20 protein-coding genes, 2 tRNA genes and 1 pseudogene are annotated in these 24,888 nt (G+C 57.7%); 13 read left to right on the forward strand and 10 right to left on the reverse strand.

Annotated features, from left to right (window positions below):
* Window positions 1-5: 5 nt before the first annotated feature.
* From mutL to KK925_RS00485, 3 genes and pseudogenes are all read right to left on the reverse strand, one after another.
* Window positions 6-1,784: a DNA mismatch repair endonuclease MutL gene (mutL, locus tag KK925_RS00475; RefSeq protein ID WP_174581642.1), complete on the reverse strand. Its 1,779-nt coding sequence runs from the start codon at window positions 1,782-1,784 to the stop codon at window positions 6-8.
* Between the two features lie 578 nt (window positions 1,785-2,362).
* Window positions 2,363-2,906: pseudogene (locus KK925_RS00480) on the reverse strand (IS607 family transposase); the annotation flags it as partial.
* A 108-nt stretch (window positions 2,907-3,014) separates the two neighbouring features.
* Window positions 3,015-3,902 carry a ParB/RepB/Spo0J family partition protein gene (locus KK925_RS00485; RefSeq protein WP_174581643.1) on the reverse strand — a complete coding sequence of 296 codons (888 nt, stop codon included), beginning with the start codon at window positions 3,900-3,902 and terminating at the stop codon, window positions 3,015-3,017.
* Window positions 3,903-4,175: 273 nt separating this feature from the next.
* On the opposite strand from KK925_RS00485, the gene KK925_RS00490 reads away from it, so the two are divergent.
* The 3 genes from KK925_RS00490 to KK925_RS00500 all read left to right on the forward strand — a co-directional run bounded on the left by KK925_RS00490 (window position 4,176) and on the right by KK925_RS00500 (window position 4,633).
* A tRNA-Val gene (locus KK925_RS00490) sits at window positions 4,176-4,247 on the forward strand.
* A gap of 114 nt (window positions 4,248-4,361) precedes the next feature.
* Window positions 4,362-4,436, forward strand: a tRNA-Asn gene (locus tag KK925_RS00495).
* A 20-nt stretch (window positions 4,437-4,456) separates the two neighbouring features.
* Window positions 4,457-4,633 carry a hypothetical protein gene (locus tag KK925_RS00500; RefSeq protein WP_214096171.1) on the forward strand — a complete coding sequence of 59 codons (177 nt, stop codon included), beginning with the start codon at window positions 4,457-4,459 and terminating at the stop codon, window positions 4,631-4,633.
* Between the two features lie 416 nt (window positions 4,634-5,049).
* On the opposite strand, the gene KK925_RS00505 is transcribed toward KK925_RS00500, so the two are convergent.
* A complete protein-coding gene (locus KK925_RS00505) occupies window positions 5,050-5,706 on the reverse strand; it encodes a phospholipase D family nuclease (protein WP_174581645.1) in 657 nt (218 codons plus the stop codon).
* Window positions 5,707-5,814: 108 nt separating this feature from the next.
* Here KK925_RS00505 and eno point away from each other — a divergent pair, with 108 nt between their 5' ends.
* The 4 genes from eno to KK925_RS00525 are packed head-to-tail and all read left to right on the forward strand — an operon-like array spanning window position 5,815 to window position 8,785.
* On the forward strand, window positions 5,815-7,101 hold the full coding sequence (eno, locus tag KK925_RS00510) for a phosphopyruvate hydratase (RefSeq protein WP_174581646.1): 1,287 nt from the start codon (window positions 5,815-5,817) through the stop codon (window positions 7,099-7,101).
* Window positions 7,070-7,549 (forward strand): FtsB family cell division protein, encoded by a 480-nt coding sequence (locus KK925_RS00515; protein WP_214096172.1) that lies wholly within the window; start codon window positions 7,070-7,072, stop codon window positions 7,547-7,549. Before eno ends, KK925_RS00515 begins: the two co-directional genes overlap by 32 nt.
* Before the next feature lie 4 nt (window positions 7,550-7,553).
* Window positions 7,554-8,318 (forward strand): hypothetical protein, encoded by a 765-nt coding sequence (locus tag KK925_RS00520; protein WP_174581648.1) that lies wholly within the window; start codon window positions 7,554-7,556, stop codon window positions 8,316-8,318.
* Window positions 8,315-8,785, forward strand: a complete 471-nt coding sequence (locus KK925_RS00525) for a hypothetical protein (RefSeq protein WP_174581649.1) — start codon at window positions 8,315-8,317, stop codon at window positions 8,783-8,785. Before KK925_RS00520 ends, KK925_RS00525 begins: the two co-directional genes overlap by 4 nt.
* A 31-nt stretch (window positions 8,786-8,816) precedes the next feature.
* On the opposite strand, the gene KK925_RS00530 is transcribed toward KK925_RS00525, so the two are convergent.
* From KK925_RS00530 to KK925_RS00545, 4 genes are read right to left on the reverse strand one after another with little or no spacing between them, the layout of a single operon-like run.
* Window positions 8,817-9,293, reverse strand: a complete 477-nt coding sequence (locus KK925_RS00530; protein ID WP_236027786.1) for a YdbL family protein — start codon at window positions 9,291-9,293, stop codon at window positions 8,817-8,819.
* A complete protein-coding gene (locus tag KK925_RS00535; protein ID WP_174581651.1) occupies window positions 9,290-10,966 on the reverse strand; it encodes an AsmA family protein in 1,677 nt (558 codons plus the stop codon). Before KK925_RS00535 ends, KK925_RS00530 begins: the two co-directional genes overlap by 4 nt.
* A 24-nt stretch (window positions 10,967-10,990) precedes the next feature.
* A complete protein-coding gene (locus KK925_RS00540; RefSeq protein WP_236027787.1) occupies window positions 10,991-11,779 on the reverse strand; it encodes an O-methyltransferase in 789 nt (262 codons plus the stop codon).
* Between the two features lie 6 nt (window positions 11,780-11,785).
* Complete coding sequence (locus KK925_RS00545; protein ID WP_174581652.1) at window positions 11,786-12,460, reverse strand: hypothetical protein; 675 nt, start codon at window positions 12,458-12,460, stop codon at window positions 11,786-11,788.
* 78 nt (window positions 12,461-12,538) lie between these two features.
* On the opposite strand from KK925_RS00545, the gene KK925_RS00550 reads away from it, so the two are divergent.
* The gene (locus tag KK925_RS00550) at window positions 12,539-13,066 is read left to right on the forward strand and encodes an NUDIX hydrolase (RefSeq protein ID WP_174581653.1); all 528 of its coding nucleotides are present in this window, start codon (window positions 12,539-12,541) and stop codon (window positions 13,064-13,066) included.
* Between the two features lie 58 nt (window positions 13,067-13,124).
* Here the strand turns inward: KK925_RS00550 and KK925_RS00555 are convergent, their stop codons facing one another.
* Window positions 13,125-14,360 (reverse strand): CHASE2 domain-containing protein, encoded by a 1,236-nt coding sequence (locus KK925_RS00555; protein ID WP_214096173.1) that lies wholly within the window; start codon window positions 14,358-14,360, stop codon window positions 13,125-13,127.
* A gap of 356 nt (window positions 14,361-14,716) precedes the next feature.
* Between KK925_RS00555 and KK925_RS00560 the strand changes: the two genes are divergently transcribed.
* The 4 genes from KK925_RS00560 to KK925_RS00575 all read left to right on the forward strand — a co-directional run bounded on the left by KK925_RS00560 (window position 14,717) and on the right by KK925_RS00575 (window position 21,539).
* Complete coding sequence (locus tag KK925_RS00560; RefSeq protein WP_236027788.1) at window positions 14,717-16,078, forward strand: replication-associated recombination protein A; 1,362 nt, start codon at window positions 14,717-14,719, stop codon at window positions 16,076-16,078.
* A gap of 104 nt (window positions 16,079-16,182) precedes the next feature.
* The gene (locus KK925_RS00565) at window positions 16,183-17,016 is read left to right on the forward strand and encodes a TIGR00282 family metallophosphoesterase (RefSeq protein WP_174581655.1); all 834 of its coding nucleotides are present in this window, start codon (window positions 16,183-16,185) and stop codon (window positions 17,014-17,016) included.
* A gap of 84 nt (window positions 17,017-17,100) precedes the next feature.
* On the forward strand, window positions 17,101-20,616 hold the full coding sequence (gene smc / locus KK925_RS00570; protein WP_174581656.1) for a chromosome segregation protein SMC: 3,516 nt from the start codon (window positions 17,101-17,103) through the stop codon (window positions 20,614-20,616).
* A 56-nt stretch (window positions 20,617-20,672) separates the two neighbouring features.
* The gene (locus tag KK925_RS00575; protein WP_236027789.1) at window positions 20,673-21,539 is read left to right on the forward strand and encodes an inositol monophosphatase family protein; all 867 of its coding nucleotides are present in this window, start codon (window positions 20,673-20,675) and stop codon (window positions 21,537-21,539) included.
* Here the strand turns inward: KK925_RS00575 and mnmG are convergent.
* Window positions 21,468-23,345: a tRNA uridine-5-carboxymethylaminomethyl(34) synthesis enzyme MnmG gene (gene mnmG / locus KK925_RS00580; protein WP_174581657.1), complete on the reverse strand. Its 1,878-nt coding sequence runs from the start codon at window positions 23,343-23,345 to the stop codon at window positions 21,468-21,470. The genes KK925_RS00575 and mnmG overlap by 72 nt on opposite strands.
* Before the next feature lie 111 nt (window positions 23,346-23,456).
* On the opposite strand from mnmG, the gene dnaB reads away from it, so the two are divergent.
* Window positions 23,457-24,878 carry a replicative DNA helicase gene (gene dnaB / locus KK925_RS00585; RefSeq protein ID WP_174581658.1) on the forward strand — a complete coding sequence of 474 codons (1,422 nt, stop codon included), beginning with the start codon at window positions 23,457-23,459 and terminating at the stop codon, window positions 24,876-24,878.
* The last annotated feature ends 10 nt before the right edge of the window (window positions 24,879-24,888 follow it).

Below are 24,888 nucleotides of genomic sequence, written 5' to 3' on the forward strand. Positions count from 1 at the left end.
TATCTCTAGCTATGCGCCACTCCTCTGGGACCCGTTCGGCCCAATCGCTTTTCCAGTTCCCCAAAGCCAATCTCCACCATGGTCGGCCGGCCATGCGGGCAATGAAAAGGGTCCTGGCAAGCCCAAAGGTCCTCTATAAGCCTTTCGACCTCCCATTGTTCCAGAGAATCTCCTGATTTAATCGCTTGCCGGCATACGATTGTGGCTACCCGGTGCCGCAGGGTTTCGGTTTCTAAAGGATTCCCATCTCCTCCTTCGGCCAGGGCACTGGCCACCTCCGACACAAGCCGGGCCGGCTCGGCTCCCTTTGCCCAAGCAGGAATGGCAGTAATAAGAAAGCTCTGTCCGCCCAAGGAATGAATCTCTAGACCGAATCGAGCTAGCAGAGCCCGGTGATCCCCAACCAGAGCAGCTTCCAGGGGAGAAAGATGAACGGTTACCGGAAGGAGAAGCCGCTGGGAAGGAACCTGTCCTGACCCGGATTCTTTCAGCAATTTTTCAAAAAGCACCCGCTCGTGAGCCGCATGTTGATCGATCACCAGAAGCCCCTGACGGCTTTCGACTAAAAGGTAGAGATCTCCTAGGCGTCCCCGGAAGCGCAAGCGCTCGCCGGTTTCGAGAAGCGTCCCATCATCGCTCGAAGACACAGGTTTTTGGGCTTTTCCCTTGTCCCAAGACAAGCTAAAGGCACTGCCCGGTTGAGGCCTTAACCCAGAAGGGTCTTCTTTGAGACGCGCATCCTGCGGGCTTTCCCCTTCGGGAGAGCCCGCAGGAAAGCCGACAGTAGCTGTGCGTACCGACCCTCGAAGTGCGCAAGAAAGTGCCTCGTTGAGAAGCGATTCAATTCGCTTTTCTTCCACCAGCCGAATCTCCCTTTTGGCAGGATGAACGTTGACATCGACCCACTCAGGAGGGAATTGCAACCAGAGAAACACGGGAACATACTGGCCGCGCATGAGATGGGTTCGAATGACCTCTCGAACCACCCACGAGAGGAGCCGGTTCACAACCGGCCGGCCATTAACAAAAAACCATTCCTGGGCTCGCTGGGCGACCACCGTGGGTCGACCCACCCATCCTTCGATGATACAAGCCTTTTCCCTGGCCTGTACGGGAACAAGCTCTTGGACCCATTCCTTTCCCATAAGAACTTCCAATCGTTGTTGTCGGGAACCGCATGCAGGCCAAAAGATTTCCTTCCGGCCTTCCTGGATCCATCGGAACGAAACACTTGGGCAGGCCAAAGCAAATTGGTAGAGAATTTGCTGAAGGTGACCTCGCTCGGTAGCGGGAGAACGCAAAAACTTCCGCCGAGCCGGTACGTTGAAAAAAAGGGAACTAACGGTCACGGTGGTCCCTGCGGCTCTTCCTGCCTCCCGAACCGCTCGGATTTTTCCAGCCTCGGTCTCCACCTCAACCCCTACGGGTGCTTCTTTTTCCCTCGTCCGTAGGGTCAAGCGCGAAACGGCTGCGATGGAAGGAAGGGCTTCGCCACGAAACCCATACGTTACGATCCGGCGCAGATCCTCAGCACGGGCAAGTTTACTCGTTGCATGGCGTTCCAAACACAAAAGAGCGTCATTCCGGCTCATCCCGCAGCCGTCGTCAGAAACCTCGACGAACCATCGCCCGGCACTCCGGGTGTGCACTTCGATACAGCTAGCTCCAGCATCCAGGGAATTCTCCACCAATTCCTTAAGCACCGAAGCCGGGCGTTCCACGACTTCCCCCGCAGCGATCTGGTTAGCCACCCAATCCGGTAAAATGCGAATCCGATCCCCCATAAGCGATCAACACGCAGGAGCCACCGGTTTATTGCCCAACTAGTCCATGTCCAAAAGCGTCCGGTTCCCGATTTCCCGGCAAACCCGGGTACAGAGTCTCTTTTTTTATAAAAACTTCTAGCGCAAATCTTCCAAAGCTACCCCCAACCCCTGTCTTGTGTCATCCTTCTCTCCAAAAGACCTCGCTTTTCGTAGCCACACCCTCACCGAAAATAGAGAAAACTCTTCCCCACTTCCACTCGTTACCCAGCGGGACTCACCGGTCTTACCTGCTTGCGCGCTGCCGGCTTCCCGCTTCCTCAGGGACTGTCTATTAGAAGGAGCAGGTCTTGCGTCCCGGCTGGAGGCGTTTTTGCTTCTCCCCTCCATTCCCCTGTGGAGCTTGGCAAGAGCCCAGATGAGCCGCACATCCTCGCCCCGCTTACAGGCATTCAGATACTCCTTGACCAGAGCTCGCCTCTCGTTGAAGGCAAACCAGCCCTCCGCGTGAAAGGCCCAAGGCTACCTTCATCGCCAGGCGATGGATCCCGCCTCCATTCGAATGCCTGAGGAACCATCAATAGCTTAGTCGGCGCCATGACCGCCTTCTCCGCGCGCTGCCGCGCCGAGCATGGCCCGTAGAGCCGAGTGCAGAGGGTCGTCAGGACGTCGATCATGTCCTGCACCCGGTCGTCCTTCACCTCGCCCGGTTCCATCACGATCAACCGCCTTCCCGCGGAAACGAGCGCAGCTTCGATGTACTCCGACCCTAACCGCACATGCCTCTCCCGGCGCTCAACGAGGATGACCCCGTATTCGGGCGACCGCAGTACCGAGATCAGTCCCCCACGACGGTCGTTGAGCCCGCTTCCTATCTCGGCAACTACCTTCGCGACCTTGATCCCCTTCTGGGTAGCAAACGCTGTCAATCGAGCCACCTGGCGGTCGGGATCGGCCTTGCGGTCCGCTGAAGAAACCCTGGTATACATTACCGACCCGGTTTTCCTTGCGCTCCGGCTCGTCAACCAGAATCGTTCCTCTCGGCATCTGGCGAGCCGGTACCGGGAGCTTTCCGTGCTTCCACCAGGCCCAGGCAGTCTTGTAGGAAAACCCATTGGCTCGCGCCCAATCCCATAGCTTCATCGAGACAAAATAGCCTATTCGGGGCTAACCTTTCCTCCATCCATTCGCCGTTGGCGAATGGTCCGAGCTCTTTGCCTGGAAGAAAAAAAGTCGATCCAAAAAGCTCGTTCAGGGGACATCTTCCTCCGTGGAAACGCCAAGAAGCCGTAGAAGTTCTTCCAAGTCTGAATCGGAATAGTAATACAACTTGATCCAGCCTCCCTCGGAAAGGGGGCTTATCTCAACCCTGCGACCCAAGCTTTCTTGAAGTTTCCGTTCCCAATGGGTTGGGGAGCGATCCTTCGAAGACGGGCGTTTGACCCGTGGCTTGCCGCCCAGTGGTTCGCGCAGGTGGGCCACCCGAGCCTCCGCCTGCCGCACGGTCCAGCCCTGCGCTAAGATCTGGGCGGCGAGCTCTTTTTGCAGCTCCTCGTCCTCCAGAGAAAGAAGTGCCTTGGCATGGCCAGTGGTGAGTTTTCCCTCCTCAAGAAGTTTTTGAAGCTCGGCAGGGAGCGCCAAAAGACGTAACGTGTTCGCAACGCTGGCACGGCTTTTGCCCACCCGGTCGGCAATTTCCTCCTGGGTTGCCCCAAACTTTTCCAAAAGCAGCCGATACGCCCTTGCTTCCTCAATCGGATTGAGGTCAGACCGTTGGAGGTTCTCAACCAACGCAAATTCCAGAAGCTCCCGGTCCGTAGCCTCCCTCAGGATGACCGGGACCTCCTTTAACCCCAAACGACGGGCTGCTTGCCATCTCCGCTGCCCTGCGATGATCTCGTAGCGTCCTTCCACGGACCGTGCAACCAGAGGCTGTAGGATCCCCTGTTTTTCAATGGACGCCGCTAACTCCTCAAGCTCCTGAGGATCGATTCGCTGGCGAGGCTGAAAAGGATGGCAGACCAAAAGCTCCGGGGAAATCCAATGGATCTTTTCCCCTTGCTCGAGATCCGGCTGTGAACGTCCTAAGGGATGGGCCATGAGGGCCTGAAGTCCTCTCCCTAATCCGCGCGATGGCATGGCTTACATCCCCAAACTGTGAGCAAAGCTGCTACAAAATGAAAATTCCTTCTAGCGAAAAGATTGCCCTGGGGGAAGGAAAAATGCCCGTTGGGAAGCCCAAAACCTTAGCTCGCGCCGGCTTGCTGGGTTCTCTTTTCGGACCAGCGGGCTCCCGGGAGTTTCTTGGCAGGCGATCCCTTTTGACGGGTAGATGTCCGAAAAGCTTTACCCTTGCCTCAAGGGATTCCTTACCTAATCTAGAAATGGAGACACGGCTTTTCGGCTTTTCTTGCGCGGTTAGCTTAGTGGTAGAGCGCTCGCTTCACACGCGAGAGGTCATAGGTTCGAGTCCTATACCGCGCAGACCATGTCCTAACCCGGGCTGTGAGCAATTCTCCCAGCCAGACCGAGCAGGGATTGAAAAGCGGACTACGGCCACTTATGCTTAGTATGCCCGAGGACCGGGCGACTTTTTATTCCGGAGTAGCTCAGCGGTAGAGCGGGCGGCTGTTAACCGCTTGGTCGTAGGTTCGAATCCTACCTCCGGAGCCAACTTGCAACGAACTGTACCGGTGTTCTCCGTAACCGAAGCCCTGTGGGATTCCCTCGGGGCTTTTGCTTTTGTCCTTGTGATTCATGCGGACTTCCGGGCCCATGCACATCTACCGGTACCCCTGTCCGTTGCGATCGGTACAGACCTCCTGGACATACATGCCTACAACCTCCAAGAGCTATCGTTTTTGCTATGAAAATGAGCTATGCACAATCTTTTCACACATGGACCCTACACACTTTTCCACAAGTCCTGGACTGGCAACTACAAAGGTTAAAGCCTCAGGAAGGTAAGCTAGCCCTGTGCTGAAAGCTAAGAGAACACCATCCATGCATGCCGCCACCCAATGAAGATTTTTTTTCTTGTCACAACTCGCCCACCGGCCGTCAGGCGTGCTGCACCCCCTTTTTCAAGGAGCTCCCGCTCTCGGCCTCCCAGGGAGGCGCGCGATCGCCCACCCCTTCCGCTTTGGTGCTCCAACAAGAGAGAGAGCTGGCCACTGGGACAAGGAGCAAGCGACCCCTGAGTAGCTTTTCCGCTTGCAGCTGATCTCAAAGGGGAAAGGGCTTTCTTGCCGCTTTTTGAAGTTGTTACAACCGGGTTGGCTGGGAACTAGGGCGCTTCGTCCGATGTGTCTAGCAAGGGTGAGGGAACGGCCTGCCAAGAACGCGGTGGTGCTAACGTTTGCGCGCGAAAATCCTCCGAGTGATCCCAATGATACTCCCAGTTCTGGCGATACAGCGCCGCTAGGTCGGGGTTTTCCCGCAGGATCAGAAGGTTTTCGGCGTTCTTTTCTTCGGCCGCCTTCGTAAAGTTGAATGACCCTGTTACGACCGTTTTGTCATCAATCACCAGGACCTTATTGTGGGCGATGGCGTGAGCGGCGTCTAACCGTACTGGGATACCGTTGTCGGAGAGAAAGACGGCCGGATTATAGCGGATATTGCTCCGGGTTTGGCGGGAGTCCAGAATCACCCGGACGTCTACCCCTCGGCGGTGGGCGAGAACGAGAGCTTTTGCAATCGGCGCAGAAGTAAAGGAATAGGCTTGAACGAGGACCTTTTGCCGGGCTTCCTCAAGGGCACGCACTATGGCTGCCGTGGCACCCCCTTGCGGGCTAAAGGCAACCTCGATCGTTCCCTTAGCGGGCAACCGAAGAGGCGAAAGAGGTTTCTCGACAAAACTACGAGCTTGTTGCCAACCCTGGCCGAACCAGAGGCAAAGGGCGAGCAAAACCCACCCACAGCGGGAAGAGGTTCGCAAGGGCATTCCCTTCCTATAGCAGAATAGGAATACTGGACAAAGTGGCAAAGGATGGGAGAATCAAACAAAGAGGCCAGACTCCTTGCCGAGAGTTTCTTGCAAGGAACGCACTCCATGAAATCGACTCGCATCGCCGAAATCAAAGGGAGAGAACTCTTAGATTCGCGCGGCCATCCTACCGTGGAAGCGGAGGTAGTGCTGGAATGTGGGGCTCGGGCCTGTGCGCTTGTTCCTTCTGGAGCTAGCCGGGGAGAAGAAGAGGCCTGGGAGCTTCGGGATGGAGACAAAACCCGCTTCCGAGGGCTTGGGGTTAGCCGGGCGGTCCATCATATCCGCTCCATCTTGGCTCCTGCCCTCCAGGGGCAGGACGCTCTGGACCAGCTCGAGGTCGATCGCAAACTCTGCGCTCTGGATGGAACGCCCAACAAATCCAAGCTGGGAGCCAATGCGCTTCTGGCAGTCTCTCTGGCCTGTGCCAAAGCCGCCGCCCAAGCCGTGGGCCTTCCTCTTTACCGCTACGTGGGGGGTTCGCAGGCAAGGATTTTGCCCGTACCCTTTGCGAACCTTGTCAACGGCGGGGTCCATTCGGAAGCACCCCTTGATTTTCAGGAATTTATGATTGTTCCTCGAGGTTTTCCCACCTTTTCAGAAGCCCTCCGGAGCGGCGTGGAAATTGTCTATGCCCTGCGCGAGGTTCTCCAAGAGCGGCATCTGAGCGTGGGAATCGGGGATGAGGGCGGATTTGCGCCGGAACTCCATCATGCAGAAGAGGTACTTGAGCTTATGACCCTCGCGGTCAAACGGGCAGGGTATGCGCCAGGAAGGGAAATTTTTTTTGCCATCGACGTTGCAGCTAGCCAGTTGTACGAGAAAGAAACGGGTCTTTATACGTTTCCCAAGTCGGGCGCGCGGTCCTTGTCCATTAGGGAGCTTGTGGGTTATTACCAGACTCTGGCCCAGCGCTTCCCCTTAGTCTCCCTTGAAGACGGGGCCGCGGAAGAGGACTGGGAAGGATGGAAGCTTTTGACGGAAACCCTGGGCAAGACCCTCCAGCTTGTCGGTGACGATCTCTTTGTCACGCAGGTCGCTCGCCTTCAGAAAGGCGTTTCTCTGGGCGTAGCCAACGCCATTTTGATTAAGCTTAACCAGGTGGGTACTCTCTCCGAAGCCATAGCGACAGCCACGCTTGCTCAGCAACACGGATACCGCGTGATGCTGAGCCATCGTTCGGGGGAGACGGAAGATCCAAGTCTTGCCGATTTTGCCGTCGCGATCGGGGCCGGCCAGATTAAGACAGGTTCGTTCTGTCGATCCGAGCGGGTAGCCAAATACAATCAACTTTTGAGGATTGAGGAGGCCCTAGGGCCCAATGCGGTTTATGCGGGAGCGCTATCGCTATAGGTACGCCAGTTCCCGGGCCGTTGAAGAACGGTTCGTGCGATCGGGTGGTGTGTGGCGTGCGTTAACGCAGGTATGTAAGGTCGTGTGTTTGGCTGCCGTTGCTATCCTTGTTATGAGCTTCTATCTTCCCCTTATCCAAAAGTTGCAAGAACTGGAAAACCGTAAAGGGAGGCTTGAGGAACAAATCCATCAAGCACGGACAAGATCCCAGGAGCTTGAATATGTGTTCCGCCTTCTCAAAACGGATCCAGACTTTGTGGAACGCATGGCGCGGGATCGGCTCAACATGGGGAAACCCGGTGAAACCATTTTTCGCTTCGAGCCGTATCCGGTAGGTCCTTCTCCGATCCTACCGTTATTGGGTGATCCTGGGCTTTCGATCCCACCAGAGGGTAAAAACGTTCATCTCGATGGGCCTAGTCGAGTTCCTTCACCCGGCTTGCCGTAACCTCTTGAGCGGTTCGATTGCCATGGTGCTGGGTCGCTTTGCCTGCCACCGCAACGCTGGGAAAAAACGAGTCGTTTTTTTTCTTTTGGCCTTTGCAAGCTGGCTAGCACTTTTTCCCGCCCCGGCCGTCGCCCGGGAGGAATGGATCATCGTGAGCGGGGGACCGGCTTTGCGTTTCTTTGAAAAGAATAAGCCACAAAAGGAGAGTCACGATCACTTCTGGGGAAACTTTATCCGAGCGGCCGTCGCGCGAATCCAACAGCTCCAGGCACAAAAACCCGAGGATGTGGAAATAAGCTGGCTGGTATTCCGCCCGGGGTATGAGCGCCGGGGTGAGGAAGAACACTTGGATCTTTTGCAAGCGATCCTCTACCAAGCCAAATCTCTTGGGGTGAATCTTTACTGGTTCGACAATGCCCTGCAGCTGGTTAACTACCTCAATCATGGGAGGGACCGGCGCCAGGTTCCCGTTGGGGATTTTGAGTACTTCGGCCATTCCAACCGGGCTTGCTTTATGTTCGATTACTCTTCGCTCTTTGATACCCTCTCCAAGGAATTTCTGCACGAGCGAGATCTTCCTCTCATTGACAAGCATGTCTTTGCTCGACACGCCCAAGCCAAAAGCTGGGGGTGTCACACAGGGGAGGAATTTAGCCGGCAGTGGAAGCGCCGCTTCGGTTTTCCGATGGTGGGAGCGGTGGGAAAAACCGATTACTCGACGGGGGCTCTCCCCTCGCTTTCGACTCAAAACGGGCGATGGGCCGAATGAGAACTTGGGTAGCCGTTTGCGGACTCTTTTTTGCCGTAGCGGCCGGTTGGACCTTTGCCGAGACTTCTCCCTCGTCCGTTCCGAAAGCGACGGCAGTCTCTCCCCTCCAGGGAGAGGAGTTTATCGGGCACCGGTTTTGTGAGAAGGATGGTTATGGCTGGGGATGGGTGAAACGACCCGGCCAAAGCTGGGATCAGGCGGTTTGGGTGGCCCTTTTTGAGCAGCCTGGTCGGCTTGTGGCCCCTCATCGCAAACTGGGGCGAAGAGACGCCGATCAAGATTGGGAATACCGGATGCGAGGATATTTTGCGGATTTTCAGGTCTATGACCCGCGACGGGATGAACTCTTAGATGTGTTTGTGCCCCAATCGATCGAACCGATCGGCAAAGCCCCGCCCTTAAACAGGCCTCCCGGCCCTCCCTCGAGACGGAAAGGCCGCACCGCATCTAGGCCATTTTCGCGCTAGGATTGGACAGGTCCGACCCGTTCGTAGCAGGCTACTTTTGTTTCCAGGTCCCGTCAGGCAACTGGATCCACTCGCCGGGGAAAGCCCGCTCCCTCCATCGCTGCGCATATTCCTCTTGGATCACTTCTAATGCTCGGGACTGTGTCTTGGCGTTGGCCAGATAGAGCTCAAGACGGTCTCGGTTCTCTTCCTCGACGATTTTCTTTGCATAGGCGGCATAGGCGGGATCTTTGGGAGGCTGTACGATGGAAAGGAACCCGTCACGGTTCTCTCCGATGACCCGAGCGTTTTTGAGCTGTTGAACCTCCCCCATTCGCATCCTCCTTCGTTCCGCAACCGTTTCTACCGGTTTGGGTGCTACGAGCTTGGGCGTTTTGACTTCCACATCCATTCTAATGTGGATGCGCACCGGTTCCGGGGTTACAACCTTGACCGTGGGGGAGCAACCCCAAGAAAGCACAAGGAGCGGGACTCCTTGGAGGATACCCCATTTGAGAGATCTTTTCACTGGGTTTGTTCCCATTCCCGGAGCCAGGTCCAGCTTCCTTTTGTTTCCTCTTGGATCCAATGGAGGAAGACCCCCCGGTACCCACGCCGGTGGCTCCAAAACTCCATGCGGGCATGGGTTTCCGGAACCCCGTATTGGACAAGGAACTCAGCACGGTCAAAAGGATAGGAGGCAAGGGAGTCCAACACCCATTGGGCAAGCTTGGTTTGCACGGGGTTCCCATGGGCAGGAATTCGCCGGGAAAACCTCTCGATCCCCCTTACCCGCACAGTACCGCCTCGCGGTAAGGATAGCCCGAGCTCGGTTTTTTGGATCTCAAGCCCGCGGGCCTGCACCAGAAGTTTTCCGTTTGCCCTGCCTTCCAGCCCCACGACCTGGGAAGGAACCCCAAGAGCCTTACAGAAAGACCCAGCTTCAAGCTGCGACAAGCTGAGCCAGCCCAGCCATGGATAGCCGTGAGCAAAAGAAATGGCAAAGCCGCCCTTGACGTATCCCTTGCAGGCTTTGCCTCCCGTCTCCCCATAGATTCCCTTGGGATCAAACGTAAAGGTCACCCACCCGTCAGTTACTTCCACGCCCTTCCACCTAGCCCGAGGAACCCGCACGACCTGAACGACGTTGTGGACCCCAGGTTTGCCAGGCGGAAGGGAAAAGCCGACCGATCCACCGGCCAGCCAAAGGTGGATTCCGTAGTTGGGATAGTCCAATTCACCAGGAAGAATAACGAACTGGCCACGGACAGAGATATCTTCCAGCTGGTTGAGCGCAACTTCCTTCGAATCCGACTCAAAGGTAAACGGTAGAGCAAGCTGGGGAGCTCCAAAGGCGCTGACGACGAAACGTCCCGCACGGATGCGGAGCCTATCAATCGTCCAGGAGCTTCCTCTCCCAGCTGCCTGGCCTTTCTTGGCCTCCTCAAAAAACCAAAAAAGATCTGGACCGAGAAAAACCGTAGGCCCCAGCACTTCAACCTCTTCGATTCGTCCCCTAGCCAATCCTCCCCAGGAAAAACGAAACCGGACATTCTCGACCGATGCGATCGGGCTTAATGGATCCCAAGGCGAGTCAAGCACAAGCCTACCTGTTTCTACCCATTGGAGCCCCAGTCCTCCGGAAACCAGCGCACCCAAAGGTACCTCTTGAATCACCATGGTCTCCGAACGGCCCATAGCTACAGTCAAAGTTCCCAGGGGGGAAAGGAGACCCTGCCACTGGAGAACCCCCTGATCAATCCGTAGTTGCCCGATGACCCAGGAGGAACCAAGATCCGCCGGGTGGTGTTGGCCGGGTCGAGAGGGAAAAAGCGCGGCCAAGGCCTGGGGCCGAATGACCAGATGGTCCGCCTCCACCAGAGCGATCCTTTTTCGGCGCAGAAGTTCCCAAAGATTCCAACGGATCCGCAGGTGGCGTGTCGTAAGCGCGTTCCCAAGGGAGAGATCTTCCAGTAGCCAGCCACCCACTCCTTCCCAGGAAGCGTGTCGGATCCTAAGGGGAATGCCTTTTTGGGCACAGGCAAGCTCGATCCATTGGCCGAGCCGTTCGCGCACAACAAGATCGATCCCAAGGAAGGCTAAAATCCAAAGGGCTGGGAAAAGCCATGCAACCAGCCAGCATTGCCAAAGCCTAGCTCCATGACCTTTTTTTCTCCGAGCCTCCTTCCGGCTTCCTTCCATAAGCTACCGCCAAACCGCCAGGACTTACACCCATGCACGCGTGAAACACGAGACCCCCTCCGGGAGGAGCCCCGTGGACACCTTCCGAGCCAGATAAATCCCATCGGCTACCGGCAAAAGCACTCCTTCGACGCGTCGGTCCTGGGCCAACTTTCGGTTGAGCTCATGGATCACCGCCGTTGCCGGATCCGACGACGGGGATTCCGCCACCTTCCCCTCACGCAGCATGTTGTCAAAGGCGATAAGCCCTCCGGGTCGTAGCCGGGGTAAAAGCTCCTCATAGTAGAGCTCGTAGTTCTCCTTGTCCGCATCAACAAAGGCAAAATCAAAAAGAGGGGCTCGGGGCAAGGCCCTCAAAGTTTCGAGCGCCGGTCCCAGTTTGAGTTCAATCCTTTCGGACAGCCCAAGTCTTTCCCAGTAACGAACGGCGATTTGTGTCCATCGAGGCTCGATATCGCAAGAAAAAAGTTTGCCCCCCGGCGGAAGCGACCGGGCAATGGCAATGGCCGAAAGCCCAGTGAACGTCCCTAACTCGATGGCCAATTTGGCTCCCATAAGGGAGACCAATAGGGAAAGAAGGCTTGCTTCCTCCCTGGGTATGGCCATGTTGGAAACCGGACCCAAGGCCAAGGTTTCCGCGCGCAATTCCTCTACGATCGGATCGGACCGAGCCTGGCAAAGATCCTGAAGGTACCCGTAGATGGTTTGGTTGAGTGGTACGAAGCGAAGGCTCACTGGTTCCAATAGAAAACCGTAGCTTGCGCGTTTTAGCAAACCCAAGCTAAGCTCCCCAAACGAGCGTTCCACCGGCACGCTTGTCTAAACGGCCGGCTGGGCAAAATGAAGGCATCGTTCGGCCATTTGGTTCAAAGAGACGCGCACAGTCCGAAATCCCTCGGCGAGCAAAAGGAAGACTTCCTTCAGCCGTTTCCGCGACGCAAGGGGATCCATTGCAGCACTACGGTAGTAGGCCTGCCCCACGGCCTCATAGAAGTCCATCCCCGGAGCGCCGTGATGGCGGGCCTCTACGTTCTGGGGAAAAATTCCCGTCAGGAAAAGCGTGTAGTCTGCAAGGAAATGCCGGAGTTCAAAGGAAGCTTCCCCGGGCTCGCCGGCTTTTTCCATAACTTTGACCAGGTTCACAAAGCTTTTTCGACCCCCAGCCCACCCCGGGTGGCGCATCCGGTCCTGGCGAAGGAAAGCCGCAAGCACAGCCGCCACGTAGTCACACAGGTTGCGGTCATCCATCCCGTTCCGTAAAAGCGCCCTTCGCGTGAGCACGTAAAAGTAAAAGGGAGCCGACACCTTGCACAAAGCCGGCTCGTCCAAAAGCGCCTGGTAGATGGGTTCTAGATCCAAAAGCTCTTCCCATCCTTCCGGATCCTCGAGGAGCCGTTCCAGCGCCCGGGCACTCCGAGCCGTCTTACTCAATCGGCTCACGACAAACTGGGCATCCCGCCGCGTGAACTGGCTTCGACACAAGACCACCGCCATAGTGACGGTTGTTAACGAACAGCTTTCATGCCAGAATGCAAGGCCGGAAGTAGGTCGACGTGAGGACTCTCAAGACCCATGGACTCCGAGGAATTTCTCGACATCGTTGACCCGGAGGACCGAGTCATTGGCTCGGCCCCGCGCCACGAGGTGCACGCTCGGGGGCTGTGTCACCGGGCCTCCCATGTGCTCCTCTACAACGCGCGGTGGGAAATTTTGCTCCAAAGGCGATCCCTAAGAAAGGAGTTTGATCCCGGGCGGTGGGACTCCTCGGCCAGCGGGCATGTGGTTGCGGGCGAAGATTACCTCACGGCTGCGGTTCGCGAAGTGCTGGAAGAGCTGGGCGTTTCGATCCCGCCGGACCGGTTACGCTGGATCGGTAAACTCTCCCCGACCGGCAAAACGGCTCACGAATTTGTAGCCATTTTCCTGGGTCCGATCGACCATCCCCTTCACCCCAGCCGACGTGAAATCCTCCAAACCGGCTATTTTTCCCTTTCCTGGATTGATCAATGGACACGGCAACGTCCGGAAGATTTCGCCCCCGCTTTTCTGGCCGTATGGGAGGCGTGCCGGGATGGGATGATCGAGAATCTGGCGCGCTAACAAAAGAAACCTTGGGTAGGAAAAAAAGCGCTCACCAAAAACATGCTTTTGCTCTCCTCTACCTACGCCGCGCTCTGACATAGTGGTACCCCCAGACACGACTTGCCAGTGCCGCCCCCAAAAGACCAACAATGCCAATCCAATAGGTCGCAACTGGGAAAATTTTCCCTTCCAATCTCAGGGCCACCACACTCAGAAGCGTGGGAAGGAGTCCTATCCCGATCCATACAAGAAGCGCTCCAAAAAGGGGAATATAGGGAAAGATCCGTGCACCCGCCCCTACCGCCAAAAGAAGGAACCCAAAGAGGGCCCACCGGGGAGTGGGAACCAGAAAGTCCCCCTCCATCAATTGAAGGGCACCCCGCAGCTGAATTTCTACGGGGCTTGCTTTTCCCCTGGGCGTTTGGAGATACCGCGCTACTGCCGGGTCGGTAAGCCCGATCCAGACTTGACGCCCCTCTAGCTCTCGCAGCTCCTCCGGCACGGCCCCCCCGTGGATGAGCTCATTCATGCCAACGAGGAAGCTCCCATAGGAGACGCGAGCCAAGGGCCTTTTCCAGGAGGAAAACCGCAGTCGCAGCCGTCCTTCTGCATCGATCGGGATTTTTCGCACAATCCTCCCCTCATGGTCTCGCAGAAGGACGATTTGCCCCACCGGGTCTAGTTCGCAACGGGAAAGGTCGGCTCCCAGTTGGATCCCCGCTGCCACAAGCGCTAGGGAAGCATGGAGACTTCTGCCGACCCGAAAGACAAGGGGCAGGCCGCGGACGGTCCCTTGAGCTTCCGGTTCAAGATTGGAAATCCCCACCCAGCTCCCCTCGGGAAGCCCTACGGGGGGTTCCCACACCGATTGGTACCGGGGAAACCGGTCGGGCAGCGGGTTGAGGAGCCGGAGGGAAACCAGCCGGGGACCCGGACGCGCTCCCCCCTCTTGAGAAAGGAGCGCTGCTCCAGAGAGAGCCACATGGGGAAAGCGGCCCAAGACGGCCCGGAATGTATCGTCAAACGCCGCAAAGGATGCCTCCTTCTGGTATAACAAAGGTTCCACCACCACGCTTTTCGGGCGCACCCGGGCCAGTTCCCGCAAAACAACGGCAAATTCCAGCCGGGGCCATGGCCAGGGACGATCCGTCGGGATTTCATTGATTTCCACCAGAGCCACCGGAGGGGCTGAGGGAGGCAGGGGCCGCCAGCTTTCCCAGCGGTCCGCAAACCAAGAGTCCAGCGGCTCGGTAAGACCAAGCACATAGAAAACCCCTACCACTGCCGTCCAAAGAAGGCCTAGGAAACCCATGGTCACCGCTTCCTGCCAAGGCTCCCGGAGAGGCCGTTGCGGAAAGCGGCCGACAAGGCGAGCCACCGAGGGAAAGCCGGATATCCTTGGGGTCACGACCTTTTTCTCACTCGAGTTTTGGGCAGCCGTTTCCGGCGGGCACGGGCCCCTTTTCTTTTCTTCTGTCGTCCGGTGGCCCCCGTGACCGGGCCAAACAACGTTTTTCGCTCGAGGCGCCAGAGCCCTTGCCGTTCCCCGCAAAGGCTCGCGAGCCGGGCGAGCCCGCGCAACGCGTGGCCCATCAATCTCCGAGCCAACTGGCACAAAAGCCGAAATAGGTCCTCTTGGCAAGACCAGGGTTTGCCTTAGAAGGAAGGGTGAGGCAGTTTTGCCTTGTGGAGGAACCGGAACTTTTCCCGTCGCTTGCAACGCCTAGTTTTCCTCAAGCGCCGCTGGCTCGCCGGCTTCGTCCTCGCACCTGGGACGAGGTGGTCGGACAGGACCATCTCCTTGGGCCCGGACGGCCTCTGCGGGAGCTGTGGGAAAAGGGAGCCTACCAAGCGCTTGTGTTTTTTGGCCCACCTGGTTGCGGCAAAACGACGTTTGCGGAACTTTTTGCCACCACCTCCACGGGGCCTGTAGTTCGGTTGGATGGGGCCAAGGTTATCGCCAGCGAGCTTCGCCGGGCGGTGGGGCTAGCGCATCGACAATGTGGGCTTGCTCAAAGTCCGCCGTTACTTGTGATTGATGAGATTCATCGTCTCCACCGAGACCAGCAGGAGATCCTCTTAGCCGAGCTTGAGAGGGGGATCATCCGGCTGGTGGGTGCGACACCTGTCAACCCTTGCTTCTTTTTGACCCCGCCGCTAATCTCCCGTTGTCAGATTTTTGAGCTCGAGGCCCTCTCACTGGAAGCCCTAGGGAAGATTTTGGACCGGGCCCTCGCAGATCAAGAGCGAGGAGTTGGGAAACTAGGCCTTTGTCTTGACACGGAGGCGCGAAAGATTCTTCTCGTTGCTTGCGAGGGAGACGCCCGGAAGCTCCTCAACTGGGTCGAGATCCTAAGCCGATGGGTTTCGGAACGCCCCGGCAGGTTGCCCAAGGAAATTGGTCGAGAGGAACTCGAAGCCATCGGGGTCAAAAAGTGGGTCCGCTACACACGCGATGGAGACGAGCACTACGATACGCTTTCCTCATGGATCAAATCGATCCGAGGAGGAGACCCCGACGCAGCCATCTATTGGCTAGCTCGGATGCTCAAAGGGGGCGAGGATCCTCGCTTGCTTGCCCGCCGGCTGGTGATTGCTGCCAGTGAAGACGTGGGATTAGCTGATCCCCTCGCTCTTCCTTTAGCGGTTTCAGCCTTCCACGCGATCGAGGCTGTGGGGATGCCGGAGGCTTCGCTCGCCCTGGCCGAGGCTACCTTGTATCTAGCGACCGCGCCCAAAAGTAATGCGGCCTACCGGGCGATCCAAGGAGCACTGGACGCTTGGGAAACAAAGCCTAGCCAGGAGGTTCCCTCGTGGCTGCGGGACGCCCATTTTTCTGGTGCGAAAACGCTCGGGCGGGGGACCGGGTATCTCTACAGCCACGAGTTTCCTGAGGGAGTTGCACCCCAAAGTTACGGGGTGACCCCGGGAAGTTTCTACCAGCCGACCGATCGGGGCTACGAGAAGCTTATCCGAGAACGATTGGATCGGTGGCGGGAGCTCCGGGGGGGAGCCGCGGATCCGAGCTAGAAGCGTCCCCGGAGCTGGTTACCCATCGCACTTCCCTATGGGGCATGGAGTTAGGCTTGCAGGAAGGGGCAAACTTCGTTTTAAGAGAAAAGGTCGTAAGAGTTATGCGGATCGCTTTTCTGGGTGACGTCGTCGGAGAGCCTGGCCGGCAAGCCGTCAAGGAAGCTATTGCCTGGCTTCGCGAGCAGTGGGACCCGGACTTCTTTGTAGTGAATGGGGAGAATGCTGCCGGAGGGAAAGGGATCACCCCGAGAATAGCCTACGAGCTCTTACGTTATGGCGCCGACGTCATCACGCTGGGAGATCATGCATGGGACCAAAGGGAAGTGATTCCCTTTTTTGCCGAGGAACCCCGGTTGATTCGGCCGCTCAATTATCCTCCGGGGACACCTGGTTCGGGCTTTGTGGTGGTCGAGGGAAACGGGAAGAAACTTGCTGTGATCTCGGCGCAAGGGAGAACATTTATGGGGGTTCCCGTAGATAATCCTTTTATTTTGATCCGAGAAATTCTCCCGGAACTTCGTGCCCAAACCCCGTGTGTTCTCGTGGACTTTCACGCGGAAGCCACGTCCGAAAAGCTCGCCATGGGCTGGCATTTGGACGGGCTTGTCAGTGCGGTGGTCGGGACCCACACCCATGTCCAGACGGCCGATGACCGGGTTTTGCCCGGAGGCACGGCTTACATCACGGATGTGGGATTTTGCGGGGCTCATGATTCAGTCATTGGTCGAGAGAAACAATCCGTTATCCAGCGCTATCTTACTCTTTTGCCTACCCGGATGATCCTTGCTACCGAAGGGATCCAGGCCGACGGGGTTATCCTGGTGATTGATGAAAAGACCGGCCGGGCGCAGAAAATTGAGCGCTTTCAGCTCCCGGTGGGGCTTCGAACGGTGGTTGGCTCCTCACTAGGAGCTTCCCAGAGCCCAGGAAATTGAGGGAAGCTTTTTGCTCCTTGGCAAGCTGCGGTTTCCGGGGGGCTTAGCAAGTTTTGGGGGGAGTGGCAGGAGGGTAACGCGAAGGTGTACTTAGAACGGATCCGGCTAGTGGGTTTTAAAAGCTTTGCGGACCCTACGGACGTGTGGCTACATCCGCGTCTGACCACCGTAGTGGGGCCCAATGGCTGTGGAAAGAGTAACCTTTGCGAAGCCATTCGCTGGGTCTTAGGAGAACAGTCTTCCCGGGCGCTCCGGGGCCAGGAGATGGTGGATGTGATTTTCGGGGGAACGCGAAGAAGGCCCCCGCGGGCGATGGCCGAAGTAAGCTTGTTTTTCAAGGATTGTGAGGATGTTCTTGGGGAGGCTTATTCGGAACTGGTTCTGACCCGGCGGGTCTTCCGGGATGGAAAGGGACAGTACGAGATCAACCGGAAAGCCTGCCGGCTCCGGGACATCCAGTGGCTTTTCCTCAACTCGGGGCTAGGATCCCCCCACTATGCGTTTGTATCGCAGCAAGAGGTAGACAGGGTTCTTTTTTCCACTCCCCAGGAACGGAGGGAACTTTTGGAGGAGGCGGCCGGGATTGCCCGTTACCGTTGGCAACGGGAGGATGCGGGCCGACGGCTTGAGGAAGTTCGAAAGGCGCTGGAACTTCTCGGCGAGCGGCTTTCTGAGCTTGCTTCCCAAGGGGAAGGACTTCGCCGCAAGGCTGAAAAAGCCAAGAAACGGCAGGCTCTGGAGGAAAGGATGCGGGCTCTGTCGGTCGCCTTGGCCCAGCGACTCTACTGGGATCGCCAGTCCCGGAGGCGTGCCCTCAAAGAGCGATGGCTGGAACTCCAACGAGAGGAGGAGAGACTTTTTGCCGAGGAAACCGCCTGCCAGACCCAGTTGCGGGAACTTGGGCGGAAGCGGGAGCTTTTGCGGCAAGAGCGGGAGAGGGTTTTCCAGGATCTTCAAGAGCTCCGGGATCGGGAGGAGGAAACCAAACGCAAGCGAAGCGAGCTAGAAAGAACCCTGGGGGAACTTCGCCAGGCCGAGGCAAGGCTAACCGAAAGGGAAAGCCAGCTCTACCGACTCCAGGACGAGATTCGGCAGGAGCTTCTTTCCCTGGAGGAAAGGGAAAGGAAAGCCCTGGAAAAGGCAGCCGCCGTCGGAAAGCTCCCAACGGAGCTTTCCATGGAGCTGGCCTCCATCGAGCGCATCCTTGAGGAGGTGGAAGTGGAGGGAGCGGAGCTTACGCGGTTGGTCGATTGGGTGGAGGAGGAGGAACGGGTGGGGATCCAGGCGCTGGCGCGAAAGGAAGCTCACCTCGAAAAGCTCATTTTTATGGGAAAGCAATGGGACGAAAAGCGTGTGCTCCTAGAAACACGCGCTGGGGAGCTTCTGAGCCAAGAGAAAACGATCCAGGAGCTTCAGGAGAAACTCGCGAAGGAAGCGGAGTTGATCCAGAGGGAACTCAAAGCCTGGGAGAAGGAAAAGGAAGTTCTTTCGGCACGGCTTGCCCAACTCCGTGAGGAAGAAAAAGCCTTGCTCCAAGCTCAAGCGGAGCTTGACGCGCGCCAAAAGAAGGTTGCCGTGGGAAGTCCCGCGCTGCCGCAGAATCGTGGTGGCTTGCCGCCGGCAGCTTTCGGACAATGCTTTTTGGGACAAGTGTGGCAGGGGCTTGAAACGACTGTCGGTTACGAGCGGGCGATTTATTCTCTTTTAGGCTCGTGGGCGCATGCCTGGGTTGTCCGGCAGGCCGATTGCCTCCGGGAGATTGCCTCTAGCCCCGAACGTTCCGAAGACCTTCTTTTGGGCCCATGGGTGACTTTCGATCGGGAGCATCCGGTGGAGGTACGCGACGGAAGGGAAGCAGGTTCTTTTGTGCGTTGGAAGGAAGGATGGGAAGGGCTTTCCTACCTTTTGGCCAATGCGTTTGTCGCCAAGGATTGGGAGGACGTCTTCCAGATCCAGGCACAGTTTTCGGGGGCTCGGATCGCTACCCTGGACGGGTGGGTCTGGGAAGACGGAGGTCGTCGCCTTCGGAGGGTAACGGCGGAAAACCCCTGGGGGATGGAAAAGGAAAGAGAGGAGCTTAAGCAAACGCAGGAAAAAATCCAGAGGGAGCAAGCGCAAAACCAGGAGCTTTTGGGACGGGTCCAAAGGGAGTTAGAGGACTTGGAATCGGCGATAGCGGGCCTTCGGTCCAGATTGGCAGAGATAGGTTCGGAAGGAAAAAGACTTTTGGATCGGCTGGAAGAGCTGAGCGGGGAACGGGAGCGCGTGGAAGAGGAAATTGTTTCCTTGCGCCAGAAAGAAGACCAACTGCGGAGGGAAAAAGAGGCCTCCGAGCAAACTCTCTTTTTTCTCCAAGGGGAGCTTGGACCACTGAGCTCCCTCCGGGGGGCGCTGAAACAATGGCAAGCCCGCTGGACGAAAACCAGGGAGGAGCTTATGGGCCGAAACGCAGAGGAACGCCAGAAGCGGCAACGGGAGCTCTGGGAGCGTGCTTTCTGGGAGGAAGAGTTAGGTCGCCTGCAGGACCAAAAAAGGGGGCTTTTGCAGCGTCTGGAGGGAGTTGAAAAGGCACTGGAAGAGCTAGCAGGGGAAAAAGCGCGTGTGGGTAGAAGTCTCGAAACGTCCCAAGGCGAATGGGAAAGTTGGGTGCAAGCGTTGGAGAGGGAGCTTGTGGAGCGGCGGGAGAAGGAAAAAAAGGCCAAAGAATATGAGGAGCTCGAGCAAACCCTTTGGAAAGAAGAGGAGTCCTGCCGCACGCGGTGGGAGGAATGCGAGAGACAGCGCGAGGAGCGAGGAAAGCTTCGGCACGAGCTAGATCTTGAGATGGCCAGGCAGGAAGTGTTCCTCGCGCAACTGGAAGAAGAAATCGTTAGCAAGGGCGGGAGCTTGCCCGGCGAGGCCCCCCCAGACGGGTTAGCGGCCCGTCCCGAAGCGGAACTCCAAGCGGAGCTGGTAACGGTTCGGGACCAATGGCAACGGCTGGGACCGGCCGATCCGGAGGCCGTCGAGGAACTCCAGAAGTGGGAGGAGCGCGTACGGCTTTTGGAAAGCCAAAAGGACGATCTTGTAGAAGCGCAACGGCTGATCGATGAGGGACTTGCCCAGATGGACCAGGAAGCCCGGAAACGGTTACAGGATACCGTGGAAGCGGCCGCAAGGGAGTTCGAAACACTCTGTAGGCGTCTGCTGGGGGGTGGTGACGCGCGGATTGAGCTTGTAGGAAGCGAGGATCCGCTAGAGGCGGGGATCGAGATTGTTGTCTCTCCGCCGGGCAAACGGCTTCGGAGTCTTTCCCTTCTTTCTGGAGGGGAACGGGCATTGGCGAGTCTTGCCTTTCTTTTTGGCCTTTCCCGCGTGCGGCCCAGTCCGGTCTGCGTCCTGGATGAAGTGGATGCTTCGCTCGACGATGCCAATGTGGAGCGTTTTGTTTGTCTTCTTCAGGAACTTTCTTCCCAGAGCCAGCTTCTCGTCATTACCCATCACCCCAAGTCGGTAGCCTGTGCGGACGCAGTGGTGGGGGTAACGATGGAGGAGCCCGGGGTATCCAAGCTCATCCGACTCTCCTGGGAGCCTTTGTGCGGAGAGGGGACGGGAGGATAAAGGGGGGTTTTTTAGCAAAAAAAGAGAATCGACACGCACGAAAGAGGACAAAAACCATGGAAGAAATCGGGCGTCTCATGTACACGGCGACCAACGTGGCCAAGGCGGCGGGGAAATTCTTGCGGCAATCCTTTGGAACGGCGGTGGACTGGACGGAGACCTCGGCGCATGATGTCAAGGTACGTACGGACGTCGTCACGCAGGAGCTCATCGTAAGGGGGATTCTCAAGGAATATCCCGACCACCGGATTTTGGGGGAGGAAGGAATGGCGGGGGATCCCGACGGAGAGATCGAGTGGGTGGTGGATCCTTTAGATGGGACGCTCAACTTCGCGTATGGGATTCCGCATTTTGCCGTGTCAATTGCCGCCCGGGTGACTTCCGGGCGATTCCTTTTGGGGGTGGTGTATGACCCGATCCGGGAGGAGATGTTCACCGTGATGGAAGGATCGGAGGCTTTCTTAAACGGGGAGGCGATTCACGCAAGCAGGCGCCAAGGCTTAGAGGAGGCTGTCTGCATTGTGGGATTTGCGCGCAGCCCGGAAGGAATGAAAAAGGGACTGGAGTGGCTCCACTACTACGCTCCGCGGGTACGGAAGATCCGCCTGACCGGCTCGGCAGCGCTGGATCTTGCTTACGTGGCGGCTGGTCGCGTGGATGCCTACCTAGAGGCCGAAATCCGGCTGTGGGATATTGCGGCCGGAAGCCAGCTCGTCCTTGCGGCCGGGGGGAAACTTCGGCTGCTGCCGCTGGATTGGGAAAAACACCTTTTTTCGGTTGAGGCAACCAATGGAGCCATCCCTTTCCCCAAAGGCCCGATAGCCAACCAAGGGGAAACGGCACCGGTTGACCTAGGCAGGGGAAGGACGGCAGGCCAGATCCTCGGAAGTCTCCTTGCGAGTCCAAAGAGCAAGGATCGCTAGATCCGTTGGGTTAACCCCAGGGATCCGGGCCGCCTGACCGAGGGTTAAAGGACGGATGGTTTTTAGCTTCTGGCGGGCTTCCGTTTTCAGCCCGGGGATGCGATCAAAGTCAAGATCCGCCGGCAAGGGTCTTTCCTCCCAGGCACGGAGTCGTTCTACCTGTTGTCGTTCCCTCTCCACGTACCCTTCGTATTTGATTTCTAGCTCCAGGGTGGTCACCACATCCTTGGGGCACCGTTGCCACTCGGCGGGAAGGTTGTGCCAGGAGAAATCCGGCCGGCGCAACCAGAGAGCCCAGGGCTGGCCCTGCCACCGCTCCTCCCAAAGTCGCCGGCGCAGGCTTTGCAGGAGTTCTTGCTTGGCTCGAACCCGCTCGAAACGCTCCCGGCTTGCCAAGCCCCATTGGTAGGCTAGGGGGGTCAGACGGAGGTCGGCGTTGTCCTGCCGGAGAGAAAGTCGAAACTCGGCCCGTGAGGTAAACATCCGGTAGGGTTCATCGGTCCCACAGGTGACAAGATCATCCACCAAAACTCCGATGTAGGCCTCGTCCCGGCGCAGGGTGACCAGGGGGAGGTTCTGCGCTTTGCGGGCAGCATTGATCCCCGCCAGAATCCCTTGAGCGGCGGCCTCCTCGTAGCCGGAGGTCCCGTTGATCTGGCCGGCAAAAAAGAGCCCTTCGATCCGTTTCGATTCTAGGGTGGGGTAGAGCTGGGTAGGGGGACAATAATCGTACTCGACCGCATAGCCGGGACGAAGGATATGGGCGTGCTCCAGTCCCGGAATCGTATGGAGAAACTCCTCTTGAACGTCGAGCGGAAGACTGGTGGAGCAGCCATTGACATAGTATTCCTCCGTGTGCCGTCCTTCAGGCTCAAGATAAACGATGTGACGATCCTTGCCCGCAAAGCGAACCACCTTGTCCTCAATGGAGGGACAGTACCGTGGACCGATCCCTTCGATCCGCCCGCTGTAGAGAGGTGACTGGTGAAGGTTGCGCCGGATCACCTCGTGGGTTTCCGGGGTGGTATAGGTGATCCAGCAGGGCAATTGTTCCACGTGGAACATTCCCTCACGCCATTCGTTGAGGGTGAAAATCTCATTGGGCCCTTTTCGAAGCGTATCCACAAGATAGGAGAAGGGCTGCGGTGGCTCATCCCCCGGCTGCGCTACCACTCGGCTCCAATCAATACTTCGCGCATGAATCCTTGGAGGGGTTCCCGTCTTAAATCTCCCCACTTCGAAGCCCAGCTCGCGCAGGTGCTCGGAAAAGCCGCTCCCTTTCTCCCCCATTCTTCCCCCCGTCCCTTGCCGCATGCCCACATGGAGAAGCCCTCGCAGAAACGTTCCCGTCGTAATCACCACCGACTTTGCCCGAAAGACTCCTCCCCAGTTTAGGCACACGCCCACCACCCGATCGCCTTGGAGGCAGAGCCTTTCCACCTCCCCCTGGATCAAATCCAGATTGGGCTGCCGCTCGCACATCGCCTTCATCCGGAACTGGTAGGCCTTTTTATCGCATTGGACCCTGGGGGCTTGAACACTGGGACCCTTGCGGGTGTTGAGCATCCGAAACTGGATACCGGTAGCATCCGCGTTGAGGCCCATCTCTCCTCCCAGGGCGTCAATCTCCCGCACCAGATGCCCCTTGCCAATCCCGCCGATGGCCGGGTTGCAGGACATCTGAGCCAGGGTGTCCAGATGTAAGGTCACCAGAACTACCCGGCACCCCATCCGCGCAGCCGCCAGAGCCGCTTCCACCCCCGCATGCCCCCCTCCGATCACAACCACATCGTATTCCTTGTCCATATTCTCCCTTTGTCTCCCCAGCTTTGGCCTAGAGTTTTGTGAATAACCCTCTGGATAACTTGTCGATAGCTTCCCCTTTGCCAAGGCCCCCTTCGCCCTATTCTATCGGATATGACACGAACTCCTCGCTCCCGAGCCTCCTCTCCTCCGCAACCGGTCTCTTCCCTTTATAGCGCCGACGCGGAACGAGCCGTTCTCGGTGCCATGATCGCCCACCCCGAAACGACTCTCGATCTCGCCATGGAACGGCTCGCCCACGAGGATTTTTTTGTTCCCGCTCATCAGGAGCTTTTCCAATTGCTCCGGGACATGCACCTTCGACACCAACCCATCGATGTCGTTACGGTCCACCAAAACCTTCTCGACCGCGGACGCGCCCAAGCCCTGGGAAGCCCCGCCATCCTGGCCGAGCTCTGCTCGAGTTTTCCCACCCATCTCAACGTCAGCTCCTATATCCAGATCGTCAAGGATAAGAGTCTTCTTCGCCGACTCCATGAAGCCTGCAGCCGCATCGCCGACTCGATCCTCTCCGAACCCCAGCCGGTGGCCCACGTCCTCGACCAGGCCGAAGAGGCCATCTTCCGCGTCACCGGTATGGCCCTCACCCAAAATATCGTTCCGGGAGCCAAGGAAATTGCCCGAGCCATCCAGCTGGTCGATGCCTTCCGCAAGCGCAAAGGTCATCTCTTTGGCATCCCCACCGGCTTCTACCAGCTCGACCAGCTGACCACCGGCTGGCAGAAAGGAGACATGATTGTGCTAGCGGCCCGCCCCGGGGTCGGGAAAACCGCTCTGGCCCTCACTTTTGCCCGCCACGCGCTTTCCGAGCGGTATGATCCCCAACAGGACGCCTGGGTCAAACCCGGCCACGCCGTGGGCCTTTTCAGTCTTGAGATGACCAACGCCCAGCTCATGCTCCGGCTGCTCGCTTCCGTAGCCAGCGAAAGCCTTCAGCGCATCCGGCGCGGAGAAGTCGATGATTTCCAAATGCAAAAGCTGGCCCAGATTGCGGAAGATATCAAAACCTGGCCCCTCTATCTCGATGACTCCAGCGATCTGACCATCCACCAGCTACGCGCGAAAGCCCGCCGCATGAAGCAGCAGTACGGGATCGAACTCCTCATTATCGACTATCTCCAGCTTCTCCATTCCGACTCTCCCCAAGCCCGGGAGAACCGCCAGGTCGAAATTGCCGAAATCTCCCGCGGCATTAAGGCGCTGGCGAAAGAGCTTAACCTTCCCATTATCGTCCTGGCACAGCTCAACCGCCGGCCTGACGAGGGGCGTTGCGAACCCGCACTCCATCACCTACGGGAATCAGGGGCGATCGAGCAAGACGCCGACGTGGTTCTCCTCCTCCATCGACTTGACTCCGATGCAGAGGAAGAAAGCGATTCCTCCCCTTCCTCCCAGCTCATTCCCTACTCCCTCCACATCGCCAAACAGCGAAACGGGCCTACCGAAAAAATGGAAATCCGGTTTAATCCTGCCTACACGCGTTTTGAGGACCCGCTACGCCACCCCACCCGCTAGGAAGTATTCC

It is taken from the genome of Candidatus Methylacidithermus pantelleriae, assembly GCF_905250085.1.
Classification (GTDB): Bacteria; Verrucomicrobiota; Verrucomicrobiia; order Methylacidiphilales; family Methylacidiphilaceae; genus Methylacidithermus; species Methylacidithermus pantelleriae.

Excerpts from the sequence above, each read along its gene's own strand:
- KK925_RS00485 (WP_174581643.1), bottom strand. The coding sequence starts at position 3,902 with ATGCCATCGCGCGGATTAGGGAGAGGACTTCAGGCCCTCATGGCCCAT.
- KK925_RS00535 (WP_174581651.1), bottom strand. The coding sequence starts at position 10,966 with ATGGAAGGAAGCCGGAAGGAGGCTCGGAGAAAAAAAGGTCATGGAGCT.
- KK925_RS00515 (WP_214096172.1), top strand. The coding sequence starts at position 7,070 with ATGCGGTTTATGCGGGAGCGCTATCGCTATAGGTACGCCAGTTCCCGG.
- KK925_RS00550 (WP_174581653.1), top strand. The coding sequence starts at position 12,539 with ATGGACTCCGAGGAATTTCTCGACATCGTTGACCCGGAGGACCGAGTC.
- KK925_RS00505 (WP_174581645.1), bottom strand. The coding sequence starts at position 5,706 with ATGCCCTTGCGAACCTCTTCCCGCTGTGGGTGGGTTTTGCTCGCCCTT.
- KK925_RS00555 (WP_214096173.1), bottom strand. The coding sequence starts at position 14,360 with ATGGGTTTCCTAGGCCTTCTTTGGACGGCAGTGGTAGGGGTTTTCTAT.
- KK925_RS00565 (WP_174581655.1), top strand. The coding sequence starts at position 16,183 with ATGCGGATCGCTTTTCTGGGTGACGTCGTCGGAGAGCCTGGCCGGCAA.
- dnaB (WP_174581658.1), top strand. The coding sequence starts at position 23,457 with ATGACACGAACTCCTCGCTCCCGAGCCTCCTCTCCTCCGCAACCGGTC.
- KK925_RS00525 (WP_174581649.1), top strand. The coding sequence starts at position 8,315 with ATGAGAACTTGGGTAGCCGTTTGCGGACTCTTTTTTGCCGTAGCGGCC.
- mnmG (WP_174581657.1), bottom strand. The coding sequence starts at position 23,345 with ATGGACAAGGAATACGATGTGGTTGTGATCGGAGGGGGGCATGCGGGG.
- KK925_RS00575 (WP_236027789.1), top strand. The coding sequence starts at position 20,673 with ATGGAAGAAATCGGGCGTCTCATGTACACGGCGACCAACGTGGCCAAG.
- eno (WP_174581646.1), top strand. The coding sequence starts at position 5,815 with ATGAAATCGACTCGCATCGCCGAAATCAAAGGGAGAGAACTCTTAGAT.
- KK925_RS00545 (WP_174581652.1), bottom strand. The coding sequence starts at position 12,460 with ATGGCGGTGGTCTTGTGTCGAAGCCAGTTCACGCGGCGGGATGCCCAG.
- mutL (WP_174581642.1), bottom strand. The coding sequence starts at position 1,784 with ATGGGGGATCGGATTCGCATTTTACCGGATTGGGTGGCTAACCAGATC.